3 protein-coding genes are annotated in these 3,121 nt (G+C 41.7%); 2 read left to right on the top strand and 1 reads right to left on the bottom strand.

The window, feature by feature from the left end; all coding sequences use genetic code 11:
• Positions 1 to 288 precede the first annotated feature (288 nt).
• Complete coding sequence (locus tag AACW45_RS03880) at positions 289 to 465, top strand: hypothetical protein (RefSeq protein WP_190638282.1); 177 nt, start codon at positions 289 to 291, stop codon at positions 463 to 465.
• A gap of 14 nt (positions 466 to 479) precedes the next feature.
• On the opposite strand, the gene AACW45_RS03875 is transcribed toward AACW45_RS03880, so the two are convergent.
• Positions 480 to 1,529: a hypothetical protein gene (locus AACW45_RS03875; RefSeq protein ID WP_190638281.1), complete on the bottom strand. Its 1,050-nt coding sequence runs from the start codon at positions 1,527 to 1,529 to the stop codon at positions 480 to 482.
• Positions 1,530 to 1,594: 65 nt separating this feature from the next.
• On the opposite strand from AACW45_RS03875, the gene AACW45_RS03870 reads away from it, so the two are divergent.
• Positions 1,595 to 2,974 carry a plasmid recombination protein gene (locus AACW45_RS03870; protein ID WP_199331321.1) on the top strand — a complete coding sequence of 460 codons (1,380 nt, stop codon included), beginning with the start codon at positions 1,595 to 1,597 and terminating at the stop codon, positions 2,972 to 2,974.
• Positions 2,975 to 3,121 lie beyond the last annotated feature (147 nt).

Below are 3,121 nucleotides of genomic sequence, written 5' to 3'. Positions count from 1 at the left end.
TGTTCACTTTAGTTGTGCGTGATTACATTGTGAACAATCTCACCAATACTTGTGCTGCCTAGTACACATCAATGATATTTTTTGTCAATGCGTAAGTCCTAGAAGCAATCAGGTAAGACTTCCTTTAGTAAAGCTGTACACTCCTTAACTTGCAACCAAGAAGCCGAAAGAATAAATTCTCTTCCCTATCTCAAACCTGTAAGTAAGATAGTACGGATCAAGACACAACTTGCTGATTCTATCGCCTCAAATACAGCAAATAATGTTGATACAGAATCTCTAGCAGTTTTGATACAGCAGTTAGCACAACCTCGTGTTCGTACCGCAGCAAGACGCTTGGGTATTCCAGACAAAATTGATGGACATTATCAGAGATTGGCAGTTTTGCGATCGCATTTACAAACTTTGTTATTGTCTCAACCAACAGAAGTAGCGCGGGTGTTGAGCCAATTGAAAGTACAATAGCATCGTGTAGTGGCTCAATAGCTCCCATCGCGTTCGATATCGTTTTTTGTGGCAACCACATTCGGTTGAATTGAAGGTAAATTACGCCGCTCAAATCTTCCAGTTTCCGGAATATATGCAGCGATCGCTTTTCGGTGGTTAGATGCAAAGTCTATCATACCAATGGTTTTTGGGCTGCGAATACCAATAACTATATCATCTGGCTCCCTTAGGAGTGCGATCGCATCTTCTAGTGATGCTGCACCTTTAAACTCAACCTTAATATTCTTCCGCTCTGTGTGCAGCATCTCAATAGTTTTCAGATTCTGTGAGGACTTATCTGATTGTAACGAAACATCAACAAAGCGGACGGTATCATAACCCCTCTCCACTGCACGATCAACAGCGCGTCTGAGCATATTACACAATACTTGCTCTGTTTTGGCTTGAAACTGACTGTCAACAGATGCACTAAAAAATACGACAGTTGCAACTGCGGAATTATTTTCATGTTCCCCCACTTTAATTTCTGGAAACTTAACACTGCTGCTATCAATCACAATATCCGCATAACTAGCCGGAGCATTATTGAGCATACCAACAAAACTAAATCCGTGAAGTTGTCTACCAACAGCAGCCAGTCTCCCTTGTAAAAAATTGATTGACTGCTTATTTACTACTCCCAATACTTGATTACCAATACAAGCAAAAACACTTGGTGTTTTACGCTCTTGAGTTTGACGCACATCCAAAGTAATATTTACTTGCTCACCCAGCCATTGACGAGTTGCAAAAGCATATTTATTAACGCTATCAATTTGCAATTTATGGTCAGGATTTTTCAAACTGGTAACAATAAAGCTCGTACTGGGAGCAGAAGTAATAGCTGCAATTGCCTCACATCCGGCTAGTAAATGAGGAGAATGAGCATCCAGTGTACCGAGCTTTTTACCCTCTAAAATTACCCAACGAGCAGTTTTAGTTGAGTCACGAGGATGCACGCTATCCTCAAATTTAATCGCTACTCTTTCATCTTGAAAATTTCTTAGGGCATACTCATTAAATTGAGTACCAATTACCCTCATCTGGGTAAACTGTAACTGCTGGATTTGACCTATCTACTGAAGCGGGAATTTACGACAAACAGCGCTTGGATAATTTTGTGGAAGCAACGGTGAAGTGGTTGAATTCTTCTTGGAGCGGTACCTTTGGTGCGCTTGGCGATCGCATAATTCGGGCAGAACTGCACCTGGATGAAATTACACCACATATTCATGCTTACCTCGTACCCTTGGATGAACGAGGTAAGCTCAACTGTAGAGCCTTGTTTGGCACCAGGGATAAACTCTACTCCTTGCAAGATAGTTTTGCTGAGGCTGTTGCACATTTAGGAATTTCTCGCGGTATCAAAGGAAGTACTGCTACTTACACAAAAATCAAAAAGTATTACGCTGCTGTTAATCAGGATTCTCTTTTTCTCGACTGGGAACGCTGTCTTCCCCAACCCCAGGCAGAAGAAACGAGTGAATCGTACCGACAGAGGGTGATTGAAGTTTTGAGTCCGCAGTTGGAAACGATCAACTACCAACTTCACGAGCGATCGCGCATCCAAAAACACAACACTCAATTAAAGCAAACGGCATCTAAAAGCGAACAATTACGACGACAGCTAGAGAGAGAATTGCAATTACTGCGCCTTAAAACCAGTAAGGAACAAGACTTACCATTGTCCCTTGTTGCTTATGAACTGGGCTTGAATCAACACAAGCTATTCAACAGCAGTGCGCTTAATTTAGTGATGGAGATTAATAAATGTACATTCGATGATGCAGTTGTTTGGATAGGCGATCGCTTTGGTGAAACGGCGATGTTAACTGCGCTGACTCACCATGCTGTAGCTCTCACTCAACGAACTCCACCCAGTATTTTCATACCGCCGACACCAATGCACAGTCGTTGGACAGAAGTAGAGAATTATCTTACAAGCACTTACTCAGTTCCTCAAAAACTAGTACAAACACTTCACCAACGCGATTTGCTTTATGCAGATGTGGCAGGTAATGCAGTCTTTCTGGCGCGGAGTCTGACTCATGAAATTACGGGAGCTTATTTATACTCTCCTCTTGAGGCTAGCGATCACTGTAGTTTGTATCCTGGTAGTAGGCGCTCATGTGGTTGGTTCCATGTGACTATGGGTGGAAACTCAAACGCTCCCATAACAACAGCTGTGTTAGTCTCTTCACCTATCGATGCACTGTCCCTAATGGTGTTAAATTCGCCCCATCACCACAGAACACTATACTTGGCAGTTGACGATAGCGATCGCCTAGCAGCTTTGCAAGAGCATTACACTTTATTACCAATGGAATTTTTGCAAACCGTACCGACTGTAGTTATTGCCATGCCAAAAGAAACAACAGTGGCAATTCAAAAAATTTTGCCAAGTGCAACACAGATGGAGCCAAAAACTAGTTGGAAGAATCAATTACAGCAACTCTACGCTGTAAAAAACTATGTTGAATTGGAATAATCAAGGTAAAAATAATTCTAAATTTGACTTTCTTTGGTAAGGCTTTAGAGGATGTTTGAAAAGTCGGCAATTGAGTAAAAAAAACTCTCAGGGCGTAAGCTGTTAATAAGTAAACACAACAGCACCCTTGAGAGCAATGAGTAAATC

The organism is Calothrix sp. FACHB-168, assembly GCF_963889195.1.
Taxonomy (GTDB): Bacteria; Cyanobacteriota; Cyanobacteriia; order Cyanobacteriales; family Nostocaceae; genus Aulosira; species Aulosira anomala_A.
This window is presented reverse-complemented; position numbering and strand designations above follow the sequence as displayed.